Here is a 15,920-nt window from a genome sequence, read left to right as displayed (position 1 = left end):
CCGTCGTTTTCACCCATCGACCCGGATTTCCCCCATGACCTACCTCCAGGAATCGAGCCGGCCTGCCGTGACGGTGCCGAAGCTGCAGGCGATGCGCGACGCCGGCGAGAAGATCGCGATGCTCACCTGCTACGACGCGAGCTTCTCTGCCCTGCTCGATCGCGCGGGCACCGACGTGCTGCTGATCGGCGATTCGCTCGGCAACGTGCTGCAGGGCCACACGACCACGCTGCCGGTCTCGCTCGACGACATCGCGTATCACACCGCCTGCGTCGCGCGCGCGCAGCCGCGTGCGCTCGTCGTCGCCGACCTGCCGTTCGGCACGTACGGCACGCCGGCCGAAGCGTTCGCGAACGCGGTCGCGCTGATGCGCGCCGGCGCGCAGATGGTCAAGCTCGAAGGCGGCGAATGGCTCGCCGACACGATCCGCTTCCTGGTCGAGCGCTCGGTGCCGGTGTGTGCGCACATCGGCCTCACGCCGCAGTCGGTGCATGCGTTCGGCGGCTTCAAGGTGCAGGGCAAGACCGAGGCCGGCGCCGCGCAGCTGCTGCGCGATGCGCGCGCGGTCGAGGACGCGGGCGCGCAGCTCGTCGTGCTCGAAGCGGTGCCGACGCTCGTCGCGTCCGAAGTCACGCACATGCTGAAGATCCCGACGATCGGCATCGGCGCGGGTGCGGACTGCTCCGGGCAGGTGCTCGTGCTGCACGACATGCTCGGGATCTTCCCCGGCAAGCGGCCGCGTTTCGTGAAGGATTTCATGCAGGGCCAGCCGAGCATCCAGGCTGCGGTCGAAGCGTATGTGCGCGCGGTGAAGGACGGTTCGTTCCCCGGGCCGGAACACGCGTTCTGATTGCCGCTGCGCGTCGGCGGTTCATGCGCCGGCGCACGACGAAAAAAAGCGCGGCGCCCTTTGCGGGGCGCCGCGCTTTTTTGTCGATGCGCACTCGCCGGCGGTTACTTCAACACCGCGTCGAGCGCGCCGCGCAGCGCATTGGTCAGCAACAGCGCCTGCGCACGCGCCAGATCGTCGCGCGTCACGACACGCTCGATCGCGCCGAACGCCGGATCGTCGAGCAGCACGCCGCGCATCACGCCCGGCAGCACGCCGCACGCAAGCGGCGGCGTCACCCACTGCCCGTCGAGCTTCACGAACAGGTTCGAGCGGCCGCCCTCCGTCAGCTCGCCGCGTTCGTTGACGAACAGCATGTCGAAGCAGCCGAGCGCCTCGGCCGCCTGCCACGCGCGATCGTAGTCGGCGCGCCGCGTCGTCTTGTGCAGCAGCAGCGCATCGTCGGCGCGGGTCGGCGCGAAGCCGTGCGCCGGCGCGAGCAGCACGCCGACCGGCCCGGCCGGCAGCGGCTTGAGCGGCGCGGCGACGATCTCGACCGCGCCGTCCTTCGCCAGCGCGAGCTTCATCCGGTACGCGCCGTCGCCGTCGAGCGCCGCGCAGCGCGCGTCGATCGCGCGGCGCAGCGCATCGGCGTCGAAACGGAAGCCGAATGCGTCGGCGCTGCGCTGCAGCCGCGCCAGATGGCGGTCGAGATATCGAATCCCGTCCGCGCGCGTCGCGCAGGTCGTTTCGAACAACTGGAAGCCGGGATCGGCATCGGTCAGGAATCGTGCCTTCAATTCGCACTCCGCGTATTCGTCGGCGGCGACGCTGTCGAGCACGATGCCCGCGCCGACGCCCATCGTGCCGCGCCGCCGGCCGGCCGATGCGGTTGACGGGGCGGGCGCGCCGGCTTCCGCTTCGGCCTGCGCCGCCTCCAGCGTCAGCGTGCGAATCGCCACCGACAGGCAGAAATCGCCGCACCCTGCCGCTTGAGCGTCCGACGGCGCATCGAGCCAGCCGATCGCGCCCGTATAGAGCCCGCGCGGCGTCGACTCGATCGCGTCGATCAGCTGCATCGTCTTGTGCTTCGGCGCGCCGGTGATCGAACCGCACGGAAACAGCGCGCGCAGCATCGCCGCGAAGGTCGTGCCGTCGCGCCAGCCGGCCTCGACCGTCGACGTCATCTGCCACACCGACGCATACGGCTCGACCGAGAACAGCGCCGGCACCGTCACCGTACCCGTGCGCGCGATCCGCGACACGTCGTTGCGCAGCAGGTCGACGATCATCACGTTTTCCGCGCGGTTCTTCGGATCGTTCGCGAGGAACGCGGCGGACGCCGCATCCTGCTCGGGATCGGCCGAACGCGGCGCGGTGCCCTTCATCGGCCGCGCGCGCAGCACGTCGCCGTGCTTCTCGACGAACAGCTCGGGCGAGCACGACACGACCCACGCGCCATCGGGCAGCGCGATCAGCGCGCCGTAGCGCACCGGCTGGCGCGCGCGCAGCCGCCGGTACAGCGCGAGCGGCGTGCCGAACACGTCGAAATCGAGCCGGTACGTGTAGTTGACCTGGTACGAGTCGCCCGCGCGCAGCGCGTCGTGCACCGCATCGATCGCCGCGTCGAACGCGTCGCGCGCGACGCTTTTCGACACATGCGCGACACCCGCGATCGACGGCGCGCCGCCGCCATCCTGCCGCGCGAGCCACGCGTCGACTTCGTCGCGCGACAGCCGTTCGCAGCGCGCATACAGCAAAAAGCGCAGCGGGGCATCGCCCGGCTGCGCCCGTTGCAGGTTGCGTCCGAATGCGTAGTCGCCGACGACCACCGCGTGCAGCCCATCGCGCAAATCCTGCGCGAGCGCCGCGTCGACTTCGTCGAGGCGGCCGGGATCGGTGCACACGCGTTCGCGCACGAAGCCCGAATACAAACGACTCGACCGCGCGGACGCGGTCGAGTCGCAATCGTCCAAGAGCGCGAACGACGCGCTCCCGCTGCCTTCAGTCATGCCGTTACTCGAAGAAGCTCTTCACACGGTCGAACCAGCTCTTGCTCTGCGGGCTGTGACGCGCGCCGCCCTCGGCCAGCGACTTCTCGAACTGCTTGAGCAGGTCGCGCTGGTGCTCGGTCAGCTTCACGGGCGTCTCGACCTGCACATGCACGTACAGATCGCCCGCGATGCTCGAACGCAGCCCCTTGATGCCCTTGCCGCGCAGGCGGAAAGTCTTGCCCGACTGCGTGCCTTCCGTCACCGGGAAGGTCGCGCGGCCGGCCAGCGTCGGCACCTCGATCTCGCCGCCGAGCGCGGCGGTCGTGAACGGGATCGGCATCTGGCAATGCAGGTCGTCGCCGTCGCGCTCGAACACCGCATGCGGCTTGATGTGGATCTCGACGTACAGGTCGCCCGGCGGCCCGCCGTTGATGCCCGGCTCGCCGTTGCCGGCCGAGCGGATACGCATCCCGTCGTCGATCCCGGCCGGGATCTTCACCTCGAGCGTCTTGGTTTCCTTCACCTTGCCCGAACCGTGGCAGTGCGCGCACGGTTCCGGGATGTAGGTGCCGGTGCCGTGGCACTTCGGGCAGGTCTGCTGGATGCTGAAGAAGCCCTGCGACATGCGCACCGTGCCCTGGCCGTGACAGGTCGGGCAGGTCTCGGGCTTGGTGCCCGGCTTTGCGCCCGAGCCGTGGCAGATCTCGCACGACACCCAGCTCGGCACGCGAATCTGCGTGTCGTAGCCGTGCGCGGCCTGCTCGAGCGTGATTTCCATGCTGTAGCGCAGGTCCGCGCCGCGATACACCTGCGGGCCGCCGCGCCCGCCGCGACCGCCGCCGGCCGCCTGGCCGAAGATGTCGCCGAAGATGTCGCCGAACGCATCCGCGAAGCCGCCGAAGCCCTGTGCGCCCGCACCGCCCATGTTCGGATCGACGCCCGCGTGGCCGTACTGGTCGTACGCCGCCCGCTTCTGGCTGTCCGACAGCATTTCATAGGCTTCCTTCGCCTCCTTGAAATGCTCTTCCGCATCCTTGCTGTCCGGATTGCGGTCAGGGTGATACTTCATCGCAAGCTTGCGATACGCCTTCTTGATTTCGTCGTCGCTCGCGTTCTTCGCGACGCCCAGAACCTCGTAGTAATCCCGTTTCGCCATATCGATTCACTGCCGTCCGCGCCTGAGGCACGCGGGCGGCTCCTTTCGCTCGCAGTAAAGTCTCTCGACTCGTCTGGCGCCACGCCCGTCCGCAGACAGCCACGCCGCGCCCGCCAAAAAACAAATGTGCCCGGAGGGCCGCGAAGCCCGCCAGGCGTGGAGTCGATCCGGCCATCCGCTGCGCATCGCACAGCGGCAGGAAGGACAGACAGACCGCTTGTCAGCCGCGCCGCGCGCGGTGCTCGCGCGCGGCGTACGGTGCCATGGCAACCCGGCTCAGTCCTTCTTCACTTCCTTGAACTCGGCGTCGACGACGTCGTCCGCAGCCTGTTGCGCGCCGCCCTGCGCCGCGCCTTCCGCTGCACCCGCCGCGCCGGCCGCCCCCGCCTGGGCCTGCATGTCGGCGTACATCTTCTCGCCGAGCTTCTGCGAGACCTTGCCGAGCTCCTCGACCTTCGCGTCGATCGCCGCCTTGTCGGCCGAGGTGTCCTTCAGCACGTCCTCGAGCGACTTGATCGCTGCCTCGATCGATTCCTTCTCGCCCGCGTCCAGCTTGTCGCCGTACTCGGTCAGCGCCTTCTTCGTGCTGTGGACCAGCGCGTCGCCCTGGTTGCGCGAATCGGCCAGCTCACGCAGCTTGTGATCTTCCGCCGCGTTCGCTTCCGCGTCCTTGATCATCTGATCGATTTCCGCCTCGGACAGACCCGAGTTGGCCTTGATCGTGATCTTGTTTTCCTTGCCGGTCGCCTTGTCCTTCGCGCCGACGTGCAGGATGCCGTTCGCGTCGATGTCGAAGGTCACTTCGATCTGCGGCACGCCGCGCGGTGCGGGCGGGATGCCTTCGAGGTTGAACTCGCCGAGCAGCTTGTTGCCGGCCGCCATTTCGCGTTCGCCCTGGAACACCTTGATCGTCACCGCGCTCTGGTTGTCGTCCGCGGTCGAGTAGACCTGCGCGTGCTTGGTCGGGATCGTCGTGTTCTTGCTGATCATCTTCGTCATCACGCCGCCGAGCGTCTCGATGCCGAGCGACAGCGGGGTCACGTCGAGCAGCAGCACGTCCTTGCGGTCGCCCGACAGCACCTGGCCCTGGATCGCCGCGCCGACGGCGACGGCTTCGTCCGGGTTCACGTCACGGCGCGGATCCTTGCCGAAGAACTCCTTCACCTTCTCCTGCACCTTCGGCATGCGGGTCTGGCCGCCGACCAGGATCACGTCGTCGATGTCCGACACCTTGACGCCGGCGTCCTTGATCGCGATGCGGCACGGCTCGATCGTGCGCTCGACCAGGTCCTCGACCAGCGCTTCCAGCTTGGCGCGGGTGATCTTCAGGTTCAAGTGCTTCGGGCCCGATGCGTCGGCCGTGATGTACGGCAGGTTGATTTCGGTCTGCTGGCTCGACGACAGCTCGATCTTCGCCTTTTCGGCCGCTTCCTTCAGGCGCTGCAGCGCGAGCACGTCTTTCGACAGGTCGACGCCCTGCTCCTTCTTGAACTCGCCGATGATGTAGTCGATGATGCGCTGGTCGAAGTCCTCGCCGCCGAGGAACGTGTCGCCGTTGGTCGACAGCACTTCGAACTGCATTTCGCCGTCGACGTCCGCGATCTCGATGATCGACACGTCGAAGGTACCGCCGCCGAGGTCATACACGGCGATCTTGCGGTCGCCCTTCTCGGCCTTGTCGAGGCCGAACGCGAGCGCAGCCGCGGTCGGCTCGTTGATGATCCGCTTGACTTCGAGGCCCGCGATGCGGCCGGCGTCCTTGGTCGCCTGGCGCTGGCTGTCGTTGAAGTACGCCGGCACCGTGATCACGGCTTCCGTGACCGGCTCGCCGAGGTAGTCTTCGGCCGTCTTCTTCATCTTGCGCAGCACTTCGGCCGAAACCTGCGGCGGCGCGAGCTTTTCGCCATGCGCTTCGACCCACGCGTCGCCGTTGTCGGCCTTGACGATCGCGTACGGCATCAGGCCGATGTCCTTCTGGACTTCCTTCTCTTCGAAGCGGCGGCCGATCAGGCGCTTCACCGCGAACAGCGTGTTCTTCGGGTTGGTCACGGACTGACGCTTGGCCGGCGCGCCGACGAGCACTTCGTTGTCGTCCATGTACGCGATGATCGACGGCGTGGTGCGCGCACCTTCCGAGTTCTCGATGACCTTGACCTGGTTGCCTTCCATGATGGCGACGCACGAGTTCGTGGTGCCGAGGTCAATACCGATGATCTTTCCCATTTTTCCTAATCTCCAGATATGCCTGTTTGCTGCGCGAAACCCCGCTTTTTTGGCCGGTTTCGCGCGCCGAATTCAACTCTGTTCCCGAAATGCGTCCGTCCGATCCGTTTTCAAGACCCGACAAGCGATGCGGATATTAAATTTTTTCAATCGCCGTGCGAAGCGGGATCGCCCGCCGCGGGATCGCCCGCCGCAGGCGCCGTCCCGGCTGCCGCCGCGATCTTCGCGCGCGCTGCCGCAACCGCAGCCTCGAACTGCGCGAGGCCGTGCCAGCCGGTCGCGCGGCCCAGCCGCCTGCCGCGGTGAAAGAAGAACCACGTCGGCACGCCGTGCAGCCCGAAGCGGCGCCCCAGCTCCTGATGTTCGTACACGTTGCAGTGGAACCACTTCAGGCCCAGCGCGCGGATCGCGTCGGGCTGCGCGAGCATCGCCTTCTTCGCGATCTCGCAGTTGAAGCAGTCGACGCCCCAGAAGAACACCACCGCGAGCGCATCGCCCGCGCCGGCGATGCCCGCGTCGAACGTGTCGGCGGACAGCGCCTGCATGTCGAACGCGTCGAACGCGGCCGGATCGACGCCGGCGGGCAGCATCGCGGCGGCCTTACTTCGGCTGCGCGACCGTGACGAGCGCCGGACGCAGCACGCGGTCGGCGATCATATAGCCCTTTTGCAGCACCGTGACGACGGTGTTCGGCTCCTGTTCGGCCGGCACCATCGAAATCGCCTGGTGCTGGTGCGGATCGAACTTCTCGCCGACCGGGTTGATCGCGACGACGCGGCCCTTTTCGAGCGCGCTCGTCAGCTGGCGCAGCGTCAGCTCGACGCCTTCGCGCACCTTCGTGATGTCGCCCGAGGTGTCGCCGACGGCCGCCTCGAGGCTGTCCAGCACCGGCAGCAGGTGCTCGGCGAAGCTTTCGATCGCAAACTTGTGAGCCTTCGCGACGTCGTCCTGCGCGCGGCGGCGAACGTTCTCGGTTTCGGCCTTCGCCCGCAGGAAGCTTTCCTGGAGCTCGGCGACCTTGGCTTGAGCCTCGGCCAGCGCCGCGTCGGCTGCTTCGGCGGCGGGAGCCGCGCCTTGCGTCGCCTGCGTCTCGCTGCCGGTGTCTTCGGCCGATTGGGATGCCGGGTTCTCTTGCGTGTTTTCCATGTCGCTGAAAGTCGATTAGAGGTTGAAGCCAAATCGGCAACCGCCGGACCGTATACCGGCGGCACCGCACATTGGTGGTGCAGATAAGGGCGAAAACCCCGGTTTCAAGAGGGAGATTCGCCGCCATTCGGCAATACCGGGAAACAACCGGCGCATCGCCGGTGCATTGTGCGCATAGGCGGTCAAATCGGAGGAAACGGCCTGTAACAACGCTTACCTGGCAGGGACTAGCCCCGCACAGGCCGCTGCACTACACTCGATTCATGCGTGCGGAAAGGGCGTTTACCCTAGCTGACCGCCGCCTGACATCCACCTGGCGCCGTTTTCACCCTTCTTGTCGAGGGGGAGTACCGTGAAACTGACCTTTGCGATCTCGGTGGTCGCGCTGGTACTCATTGCCGGCACCACCACCATTTGCCTGTCGGGAGCCGTGACCGACCGTACGACCGAATACGGCGGTGCGCTGGCGACGTTCGACCACGCGTTCAGCTCCCACCAGAAAATCTGTCGATGATCCGGCGATCGCGCTTGGTCGGCCGGCCGTGCAGCTCGGCCGCCGGCTCGCGATAGGTGCGGCGCCGCTCCAGTTCGGCGAGCCGCGCCGCCCGCCCTGCCTCGGTTTCCTCGTAAAGCGTCTGCGCGATGGCCGCCGGCCCGCGCACGTCGCAAATGCCGAGCACGGCAATGTGCCAGACGAGGCCGTCGATCGCAATCTCGACCTCGTCGCCGACGCGCACGTCCTTGGACGGCTTGACCGCCGCGCCGCCGATCTTCACATGCCCCTTGTCGACCGCGTCGGACGCGAGCGAGCGCGTCTTGAAGAAGCGCGCGGCCCACAGCCACTTGTCGATGCGCAGTTTCGCGCCCGGTTCCGTGGAAATCCTGTAATTCATCAGCTCACCGTTTCGGGTTGCGCGGCCCGCACGGGCCAGCCCTGCAGATTTTCGGCAACGATCTCGCCGAGCGCGCCGATCCACGCCGGCGCGGCGTTCAGGCACGGAATCCGGTGGAAGGTCTTGCCGCCGCCCGCGATGAACTCGTCGCGCACTTCCATCCCGATCTCCTCGATCGTCTCCAGACAATCGGCGGTAAAACCGGGACAGAACACGTCGGCGCGCCGCACGCCGGCCTCGCCGAGTTCGCGCAGCGTCGGCGCGGTGTACGGCTGCAGCCATTCGGCCTTGCCGAAGCGCGACTGGAACGTCACGCGGCACTCGATCGTCGACAGCCCGAGCGCGGCCGTGAGCAGCGCGCCGGTCTGCTGGCACTGGTCGTGATACGGATCGCCGAGGTCGAGCGTGCGCTTCGGCACGCCGTGGAAGCTCAGCACGAGCTTGTCGCCGGCCGCGAAATCGGGCCGGCCGTGCTGCGCCCAGTACTGGCGCACCTGCTCGGCGAGCGCGTGAATATAGGCCGGATGGTCGGCGTAGTGGCGCACCGTGCGCACTTCCGGCTGGTTGCGCATGCGCGCGAGCGCGGCGAACGCGGCGTCGAACGCCGTCGCCGTGGTCGAGGCCGAGTATTGCGGGTACATCGGCATCAGCAGCACGCGCTCGACGCCCGCGCGCTTGAACTGCGCGAGCGCCTGCGCAATGCTCGGGCTGCCGTAGCGCATCGCATGGTCGACCAGCACGTGATAACCGTTCGATGCGAGCAGATGCCGCACGCCGTCGGTCTGGCGCTCGGTGTACACGCGCAGCGGCGAGCCCTCGGGCAGCCACACGGCCGCGTATTTCTTCGCGGACGCGCGGCCGCGCAGCGGCAGGATCAGCGTGCGCAGCAGCACCTGCCAGACGGCCTGCGGAATTTCGACGACGCGGGGATCGGACAGGAATTCGGCCAGATAGCGCCGCACCGCGCGCGGCGTCGGCGCGTCGGGCGTGCCGAGGTTGATCAGCAGCACGCCGATGCGGTGGGCGGCCGCGACGCTCGAAGGCGGCTCAAGATCGAAACGCATGGGCAAGAACGTGCTCGGGGCACGAAACCGGACGGCTTTCAATTATAGCGGCACGCTTCGCGCCGGTCGGCCGGCCGTTCGGCCGAGTGGCGGCGCGCACGGCGTCGCGGCACGATGGCGGCACGAGGGTGGAGTCGGCCGCGGCGGCGGCTATTGCTGGCTCAGCGTCAGCGACAGCAGGCGCGCGGTGATGTCGACGATCGGGATCACGCGGTTGTACGCCATGCGGGTCGGGCCGATCACGCCGAGCGTGCCGACGATCTTCCCGTTCACCTCGTAAGGCGCGGTGACGACGCTCATCTCCTCGATCGGCACGAGCGTCGATTCGCCGCCGATGAAGATCTGCACGCCCTGGGCGTGGCTCGACACGTCGAGCAGTTGCAGGAGGCCCGTCTTTTGGTCGAACACGTCGAACAGCTTGCGCAGCCGCGCCATGTCGGACGAAAGATCCGCCACTTCGAGCAGGTTGCGCTCGCCGGAAATGAGCACGGTGTCCTCGGTGTCGGGCACCTCGGTGCTGGCCGTCACGGCCGCGTGCATCAGCGCGGTCATGTCGCCGCGCAGCTGGTCGATCTCGTCGCGCAGGCGGCGGCGCACCTCGTCGAACGACAGGCCGGCGAAATGCGCGTTGATGTAGTTGGACGCCTCGGTGAGCTGCGACGGCGAGTAGTCGCGCGGCGTCGCCAGCATCCGGTTCTGCACGTCGCCCTCGGGCGTCACGATGATCAGCAGGATGCGCTTGTCCGACAGGCGCATGAACTCGATCTGCTTGAACACGTGGCTGCGGCGCGGCGTCAGCACGACGCCGGCGAACTGCGACAGGTTCGACAGCACGCTCGCCGCGGCCGCGACCACCTTCTGCTGCGGCTCGCCGGCCTGCAGCAGGGTCTGCACCTGCCGCGCGACCGCGTCGGCGTCGCCTTCGACCGTCAGCATCGTGTCGACGAACAGGCGGTAGCCGCGCGGCGTCGGCACGCGGCCGGCCGACGTGTGCGGGCTCGACACGAGGCCGAGCTCCTCCAGGTCGGACATCACGTTGCGGATCGTCGCCGGGCTCAGCTCGAGCCCGGAGTAACGGGACAACGTGCGCGATCCGACCGGCTGACCGTCGGCGATATACCGTTCGATCAGGGTTTTCAGGAGGGTTCGTGCGCGAGGATCTAGCATGGTGGAAAATTTTAGCGCAACCGCGCGACCGCGGCGAGTGGCCGCGGCCGCTGCCACGCGGTCCGGCCCGATCCGGCCCCGTCGGGGCAGGACCGGTTCTTTTCGTCAACGAGCTATGGTGTAATGCCGGCATGAAAACCGGTAATCAGTTCAACACCGTCGCGCTCGTCGGCCGCAGCAACACGCCCGGCATCGCCGAGCCGCTCGCCACCCTGGCCGCGTGCGTCGCGAAGCTGGGCTTCGAGGTCGTCTTCGAGGCCGACACCGCGCGCGAGATCGGCATCGCCGGCTACCCGGCGCTCACGCCGGCCGAGATCGGCGCGCGCGCCGACGTGGCGGTCGTGCTGGGCGGCGACGGCACGATGCTCGGCATCGGCCGCCAGCTCGCGCCGTACCGGACGCCGCTGATCGGCATCAACCACGGGCGGCTGGGCTTCATCACCGACATCGCGGCGGCCGACATGCAGGCGCTCGTGCCGGTGATGCTGTCGGGCAAGTTCGAGCGCGAGGAGCGCTCGCTGCTCGAGGCGCGGATCGTGCGCGACGGCGAACCGATCTACCACGCGCTGGCGTTCAACGACGTCGTCGTGAACCGCAGCGGCTTCTCCGGGATGGTCGAGCTGCGCGCGTCGGTCGACGGCCGGTACATGTACAACCAGCGCTCGGACGGCCTGATCGTCGCCACGCCGACGGGTTCGACCGCGTACGCGCTGTCGTCGGCCGGGCCGATCCTGCATCCGCAGCTGCAGGGCATCGTGCTGGTGCCGATCGCGCCGCACGCGCTGTCGAACCGGCCGATCGTGCTGCCGGACGATTCGAAGATCGCGATCCAGATCGTCGGCGGCCGCGACGTCAACGTGAACTTCGACATGCAGTCGTTTACGTCGCTCGAACTGAACGACACGATCGAGGTGCGCCGCTCGAAGCACACGGTGCCGTTCCTGCACCCGATCGGCTACAGCTACTACACGACGCTGCGCAAGAAGCTGCACTGGAACGAACACGCCTCGAACGAAGACGACAAGGCGTCCTGACGCCGTCCCGCCCGACACCATGCTCCGCCACCTCTCGATCCGCGACTTCGTCATCGTCGCCGCGCTCGATCTCGAATTCGACAGCGGCTTTACCGTCTTTTCCGGCGAAACCGGCGCCGGCAAATCGATCCTGATCGACGCGCTGGCGCTCGCGCTCGGCGAACGCGCCGACGCGAGCGTCGTGCGCACCGGCTGCAGCCGCGCCGACATCACCGCCGAATTCACGCAGCACGACCGCGTCGCGCGCTGGCTCGACGAGCATGCGTTCGACACCGAGGACACCGTGATGCTGCGCCGCGTGATCGACGCGAACGGCCGTTCGCGCGCGTTCGTCAACGGCACCAGCGCAACGCTCGCGCAGCTGCGCGAGCTCGGCGAGATGCTGGTCGACATCCACGGCCAGCACGCGCACCAGTTGCTGATGCGGCCCGATGCGCAGCGCGAGCTGTTCGACACGCATGCGGGGCTCGTCGCCGACGCGGCGAACGTCGCGCGCGCGTGGCGCGTATGGCGCGACGCAACCCAGGCGATCGACTCGGCGAAGGCGCACGAGCGCGAACTCCAGCTCGAACGCGAAAAGCTCGCGTGGCAGCTGGCCGAGCTCGACAAGCTCGCGCCGCAGCCGGGCGAATGGGACGAAATCAACGGCGAGCACAAGCGCCTGTCGCATTCGGCGAACCTGATCGAAGGCGTGCGCGGTGCGCTGAACGCGTTGTCGGAGTCCGACGACGCGATGCTCGCGCAGCTCGGCGCGATCGTGTCGAAGCTGCGCAGCCTCGCCGACTACGACGCCGCGCTCGGCGACGCGCTCGCGTCGCTCGAACCGGCTGAGATCCAGCTGCAGGAAGCGGTCTATTCGCTGTCGCACTACGCGCAGCGCCTCGATCTCGATCCCGAGCGGCTCGCGCAGGTCGAACGACGCGTCGATGCGCTGCATTCGACCGCCCGCAAGTTCCGGCTGCCGCCCGACACGCTGCACGAGGAACACGCGGCACGCCGCGCGCAGCTCGCCGCGCTCGACGCGGCGGCCGATCTCGGCGCGCTCGAGGCCGCCCAGGCCAAGGCGCGGGAAGCGTATCTGGCCGACGCGAAGCGCCTGTCGAAGGCGCGCGCGCAGGCGGCCAGGGCGCTCGGCACCGCGGTGACGGCCGGCATGCAGGAACTGTCGATGGCCGGCGGCAGCTTCGAAGTCGCGCTCGTGCCGCTCGCCGACGGCGGCCCGCACGGGCTCGAACAGGTCGAATTCCGCGTCGCCGGGCATGCCGGCGTGCCGCTGCGGCCGCTCGCGAAGGTCGCATCGGGCGGCGAACTCGCGCGGATCAGCCTCGCACTCGCGGTGATCGCGAGCGCCGCGAGCCCGACGCCGACGCTGATCTTCGACGAAGTGGACACCGGCATCGGCGGCGGCGTCGCCGAGGTGGTCGGCCGCCTGCTGCACCAGCTCGGACGCGACCGCCAGGTGCTGTGCGTGACGCACCTGCCGCAGGTCGCCGCGCGCGGCGACCATCACTTCCAGGTCGCGAAAGGCGCGGACGCGCACGGCGGCACCGTGTCGACGGTCTCGCCGCTCGACAGGGCGAGCCGGATCGAGGAAGTCGCGCGGATGCTCGGCGGCCTCGAAATCACCGCCACCACGCGCAAGCACGCGAAGGAAATGCTGGCGGCCTGAGCGGCGGCCGCCCCTCCTCCGCCCGGCTCAGACGGCCGACTCAAACACCCGTTTCAAGCGCGCCGAACACGCGCGTCCACAGCGCGGTCACGGCCGCGCGCTCGTCGGCGACCACGGCCGGATCGACGCGCGCCTTCTCCATCCCGTCGAGCCGCAGCTTGTGCTGCAGCTTCCGGTACGTGCGGTAGGCCGCGCCGACGCGCTCGGCCTCGTCCTCGCCCATCAGCCCGAAGCGCGCGACCTCGCGCAGCAGCGCGATATTGCCGGTGTTGCGGATCAGCTCGGCATCGCTCGACGCATGCAGCAGCACCCAGTACTGGACGATGAACTCGATGTCGACCATCCCGCCGCGATCATGCTTCAGGTCGAACAGCTCGGTGTGGTTCGGGTGCCCCGCGAACACCTTGCCGCGCATGTCGACGATCTCCTTCGCGAGTACGGCGCCGTCGCGCGGCGTCGTCAGCACCTGGTGCCGGATCGCCTCGAAGTCCGCGCCGATCTGCGCGTCGCCCGCGCTGTAGCGCGCGCGCGTCAGCGCCTGGTGCTCCCAGACCCACGCGGTATTCGCCGCGTCGCCTTCGCGCAGCTGGTAGCGGCGGAACGCGTCGAGATCGGTGACGAGCAGCCCGGCCTCGCCGTTCGGCCGCAGCCGCAGGTCGATGTCGAACAGCGCGCCGGCGCCGGTCGCGGTCGTCAGCCACGTGATGAGCCGGCGCGTGAAGGTCGTGTAGACGTCGGCCGAGCGCTCGTCCGGATCGTCGTACAAAAAGATCAGGTCGAGATCCGACGCGTAGCCGAGTTCCTTGCCGCCGAGCTTGCCGTACGCGATCACCGCGAACTTCGGCACGTCGCGGTGGCGCTTCGCGAGCTGCGACCAGACGACTTCGATCGTCACGTCGAGCACCGCGTCGGCCAGTTCGGACAGGCGGTCGCTCACGTGCTCGACCGACAGCTGCCCCGCCAGGTCGATCAGCAGGATGCGGAACACCTCCGCGTGCTGCGCGTGCCGCAGCAGGTCCATCTGCTGCTCGGGGCCGTCGGCCGCCGCGAGGCGCGCGCGCAGCGCAGCCTTGAACGCGGGCCAGTCGAACGGGCTCGCGATCGCCTCGTCGTCGAGCAGTTCGTCGAGCAGCTGCGGATGGCGGATCAGGTAGCCGCCGCCCCAGCGCGTCGCGCCGAGCACCGACAGCACGCGGTCGAGCGCGGCCGGGTATTCGGTCAGCAGCGCCAGGTAGACGCCGCGCCGGCTGACCGTCTCGAGCAGGTCGAACAGCCGCACGACCGTGTCGTCGCGGCGCGCGGCGTCGATTTTCGGCGCGGCCTCCAGCGCGCGCTGCGCGACGCTGTCGAAGCGCTGGCGGCTTTTTTCGGGCAGCCCCGCATAGCGCGACGACTGCCAGATCGCGCGCAGCCGCGCGAGCACCGCTGCCGGATCGGCAAAGCCGAGCCCGTCGAGGCGCGCCAGCAGCGCGTCGTCCTCGCCGTCGTCGGCGAGCGCGCCGCTCCAGATCCACGCGGCCGCCGTGTCCTCGCCGGCGCCGCAGGTGCCGTTGCCGTTCACCTTGTCCGCGAAGATCTGGTCGAACTGCGCCTCGACGAAGCTCCGGTGGCCGTCGAGCACCGTCATCAGCGCCGCATAGTCGGCAAAGCCGAGCGACGCGGCCAGCGCCGCGCGCTCGTCGAGCTCGACCGGCATCGCGTGCGTCTGCGCGTCGTTGCGGTACTGCAGCCGGTGTTCGAGCGTGCGCAGGAAGTTGTACGCGTCGGCCAGCCGCGCCCGCACGTCGTCGCCGATCAGCCCGCGCGCCTGCGCATGGCCCAGCACCGCGAGCGTCGGCCGCACGCGGAAGCCGGCGTCCTGGCCGCCGCGAATCAGCTGAAACACCTGCGCGCTGAATTCGATCTCGCGAATCCCGCCGCGCCCGAGCTTGATGTCGTCGGCCTTGTCCGGCCGCATCGACGCGCGGCGCGCGGCTTCCTGGCGAATCTGCTGGTGCAGCGAGCGGATCGCGCCGATCACGCCGAAATCGAGATAGCGACGGTAGACGAACGGCTTCACGATCGACTCGAGCTGCGCCTCGAGCCGCTGCGCCGCGTCGCTCGCGCCTTCCGACACGAGCCGGCCCTTGATCCACGCATAGCGCTCCCACTCGCGCCCCTGCACATAGAAATATTCCTCGAGCATCCCGAGGCTGCAGACGAGCGGCCCGGAATCGCCGTTCGGGCGCAGCCGCATGTCGACGCGAAACACGTAGCCGTCGGCCGTGACCTCGGACAGCACGCCGATCAGCCGGCGCCCGAGGCGCGTGAAGTATTCCTGCGTGGACAGCGGCGAGCGCGCGCCGCCGGTCGTCTCGCCATCGTCCTCGTAGACGAAGATCAGGTCGATGTCGGACGACACGTTCAGCTCGCGGCCGCCGAGCTTGCCCATCCCGACCACGCCGAGCACCACGCGCTGGCCGTCCGCGCCGCGCGGCTCGCCGTACAGCGCCTCGAGTTCGGCCGACAGCAGCGCGAGCGAGCGCTGCACGGCCACCTCGGCGAGATCGGTCATCGCGCCCGTCACCTCGGCGACGTCCGCCAGACCGCGCAGGTCGCGCTCGGCGACCGCGCCGAACACCTCCGCGCGCAGCTGCCGGAGCGCGCGCTTCAGCTGGTCCTCGGACGGCGCGGCCGCGCCGGCGGACGTGCCGAGCAGCTCGGTGAGGCGCGCGTCCTGCTGCGCGCGCGCGAGCGGCGCGGCGG

General features: G+C 68.8%; 13 protein-coding genes. 4 read left to right on the top strand and 9 right to left on the bottom strand.

Features of this window, described 5'->3' with window-relative positions:
• Nucleotides 1-34 precede the first annotated feature (34 nt).
• Nucleotides 35-850, top strand: coding sequence for a 3-methyl-2-oxobutanoate hydroxymethyltransferase (gene panB / locus BST28156_RS30540; protein WP_009690782.1), 816 nt, complete (start codon nucleotides 35-37; stop codon nucleotides 848-850).
• 104 nt (nucleotides 851-954) lie between these two features.
• On the opposite strand, the gene BST28156_RS30535 is transcribed toward panB, so the two are convergent.
• The 5 genes from BST28156_RS30535 to grpE all read right to left on the bottom strand — a co-directional run bounded on the left by BST28156_RS30535 (nucleotide 955) and on the right by grpE (nucleotide 7,348).
• Nucleotides 955-2,841, bottom strand: a complete 1,887-nt coding sequence (locus BST28156_RS30535) for a chorismate-binding protein (protein ID WP_174904167.1) — start codon at nucleotides 2,839-2,841, stop codon at nucleotides 955-957.
• A 4-nt stretch (nucleotides 2,842-2,845) separates the two neighbouring features.
• Complete coding sequence (gene dnaJ / locus BST28156_RS30530) at nucleotides 2,846-3,979, bottom strand: molecular chaperone DnaJ (protein WP_009693602.1); 1,134 nt, start codon at nucleotides 3,977-3,979, stop codon at nucleotides 2,846-2,848.
• A 276-nt stretch (nucleotides 3,980-4,255) separates the two neighbouring features.
• Nucleotides 4,256-6,202: a molecular chaperone DnaK gene (dnaK, locus tag BST28156_RS30525; protein ID WP_009693601.1), complete on the bottom strand. Its 1,947-nt coding sequence runs from the start codon at nucleotides 6,200-6,202 to the stop codon at nucleotides 4,256-4,258.
• Between the two features lie 146 nt (nucleotides 6,203-6,348).
• Entirely contained in the window at nucleotides 6,349-6,792 is a 444-nt protein-coding gene (locus BST28156_RS30520) for a thioredoxin family protein (protein WP_174904166.1), read from the bottom strand.
• 10 nt (nucleotides 6,793-6,802) lie between these two features.
• Nucleotides 6,803-7,348, bottom strand: coding sequence for a nucleotide exchange factor GrpE (gene grpE / locus BST28156_RS30515; RefSeq protein WP_174904165.1), 546 nt, complete (start codon nucleotides 7,346-7,348; stop codon nucleotides 6,803-6,805).
• 352 nt (nucleotides 7,349-7,700) lie between these two features.
• Here grpE and BST28156_RS30510 point away from each other — a divergent pair, with 352 nt between their 5' ends.
• Entirely contained in the window at nucleotides 7,701-7,862 is a 162-nt protein-coding gene (locus tag BST28156_RS30510) for a hypothetical protein (protein ID WP_009693596.1), read from the top strand.
• On the opposite strand, the gene BST28156_RS30505 is transcribed toward BST28156_RS30510, so the two are convergent.
• The 3 genes from BST28156_RS30505 to hrcA form a co-directional block, all read right to left on the bottom strand.
• Nucleotides 7,834-8,241: an RNA-binding S4 domain-containing protein gene (locus BST28156_RS30505; protein ID WP_009693595.1), complete on the bottom strand. Its 408-nt coding sequence runs from the start codon at nucleotides 8,239-8,241 to the stop codon at nucleotides 7,834-7,836. The genes BST28156_RS30510 and BST28156_RS30505 overlap by 29 nt on opposite strands.
• A complete protein-coding gene (gene hemH, locus BST28156_RS30500; RefSeq protein ID WP_174904164.1) occupies nucleotides 8,241-9,305 on the bottom strand; it encodes a ferrochelatase in 1,065 nt (354 codons plus the stop codon). Before hemH ends, BST28156_RS30505 begins: the two co-directional genes overlap by 1 nt.
• Nucleotides 9,306-9,455: 150 nt before the next feature.
• Nucleotides 9,456-10,472, bottom strand: a complete 1,017-nt coding sequence (gene hrcA, locus BST28156_RS30495; protein ID WP_009693593.1) for a heat-inducible transcriptional repressor HrcA — start codon at nucleotides 10,470-10,472, stop codon at nucleotides 9,456-9,458.
• 131 nt (nucleotides 10,473-10,603) lie between these two features.
• Here hrcA and BST28156_RS30490 point away from each other — a divergent pair, with 131 nt between their 5' ends.
• Both BST28156_RS30490 and recN read left to right on the top strand, forming a co-directional pair.
• On the top strand, nucleotides 10,604-11,506 hold the full coding sequence (locus tag BST28156_RS30490; protein ID WP_040126688.1) for an NAD kinase: 903 nt from the start codon (nucleotides 10,604-10,606) through the stop codon (nucleotides 11,504-11,506).
• Nucleotides 11,507-11,525: 19 nt separating this feature from the next.
• Complete coding sequence (gene recN / locus BST28156_RS30485) at nucleotides 11,526-13,175, top strand: DNA repair protein RecN (protein ID WP_174904163.1); 1,650 nt, start codon at nucleotides 11,526-11,528, stop codon at nucleotides 13,173-13,175.
• Between the two features lie 40 nt (nucleotides 13,176-13,215).
• On the opposite strand, the gene glnE is transcribed toward recN, so the two are convergent.
• Nucleotides 13,216-15,920 (bottom strand): bifunctional [glutamate--ammonia ligase]-adenylyl-L-tyrosine phosphorylase/[glutamate--ammonia-ligase] adenylyltransferase (gene glnE / locus BST28156_RS30480; protein ID WP_174904162.1); only part of this gene is annotated, 2,705 nt, incomplete at its 5' end.

The sequence above is a fragment of the Burkholderia pseudomultivorans genome (assembly GCF_902499075.1).
Classification (GTDB): domain Bacteria; phylum Pseudomonadota; class Gammaproteobacteria; order Burkholderiales; family Burkholderiaceae; genus Burkholderia; species Burkholderia pseudomultivorans.
This window is presented reverse-complemented; position numbering and strand designations above follow the sequence as displayed.

Coding starts and splice junctions, on each gene's coding strand:
- panB (WP_009690782.1), top strand. CDS start 35: ATGACCTACCTCCAGGAATCGAGCCGGCCTGCCGTGACGGTGCCGAAG.
- BST28156_RS30535 (WP_174904167.1), bottom strand. CDS start 2,841: ATGACTGAAGGCAGCGGGAGCGCGTCGTTCGCGCTCTTGGACGATTGC.
- dnaJ (WP_009693602.1), bottom strand. CDS start 3,979: ATGGCGAAACGGGATTACTACGAGGTTCTGGGCGTCGCGAAGAACGCG.
- dnaK (WP_009693601.1), bottom strand. CDS start 6,202: ATGGGAAAGATCATCGGTATTGACCTCGGCACCACGAACTCGTGCGTC.
- BST28156_RS30520 (WP_174904166.1), bottom strand. CDS start 6,792: ATGCTGCCCGCCGGCGTCGATCCGGCCGCGTTCGACGCGTTCGACATG.
- grpE (WP_174904165.1), bottom strand. CDS start 7,348: ATGGAAAACACGCAAGAGAACCCGGCATCCCAATCGGCCGAAGACACC.
- BST28156_RS30505 (WP_009693595.1), bottom strand. CDS start 8,241: ATGAATTACAGGATTTCCACGGAACCGGGCGCGAAACTGCGCATCGAC.
- hemH (WP_174904164.1), bottom strand. CDS start 9,305: ATGCGTTTCGATCTTGAGCCGCCTTCGAGCGTCGCGGCCGCCCACCGC.
- hrcA (WP_009693593.1), bottom strand. CDS start 10,472: ATGCTAGATCCTCGCGCACGAACCCTCCTGAAAACCCTGATCGAACGG.
- BST28156_RS30490 (WP_040126688.1), top strand. CDS start 10,604: ATGAAAACCGGTAATCAGTTCAACACCGTCGCGCTCGTCGGCCGCAGC.
- recN (WP_174904163.1), top strand. CDS start 11,526: ATGCTCCGCCACCTCTCGATCCGCGACTTCGTCATCGTCGCCGCGCTC.